Source organism: Alcanivorax sp. HI0083, assembly GCF_001635175.1.
In genome coordinates this window covers 1-220 of sequence record NZ_LWFX01000842.1, presented here as the reverse complement: position 1 = coordinate 220, position 220 = coordinate 1, and the positions used below count along the sequence as shown (strand labels likewise).

Sequence of the window (220 nt, the reverse complement as noted above, 5' to 3'; positions counted from 1 at the left end):
CCATCCAGCTCGCTGACCAGCTGCCCCTGATACACCAGTTTCAGGCTGGGCAGACTGCGCACACCAAACTGGCTGGCCAGCATTTGCTGTTCATCTGCATTCACCTTCGCCAGCAGCACCTTGCCCTGGTATTCATTGACCAGCCGCTCCAGTATCGGCGCCATCTGCTGACAGGGCTGGCACCAGCTGGCCCAGAAATCCACGATCACCGGGATCTGTT

At 59.1% G+C, this 220-nt stretch carries 1 protein-coding gene; it reads right to left on the bottom strand.

The window, feature by feature from the left end; genetic code table 11:
- Positions 1–220: co-chaperone YbbN (locus A3754_RS08070; RefSeq protein ID WP_156496915.1), on the bottom strand; the 220-nt coding region annotated here is incomplete at both ends.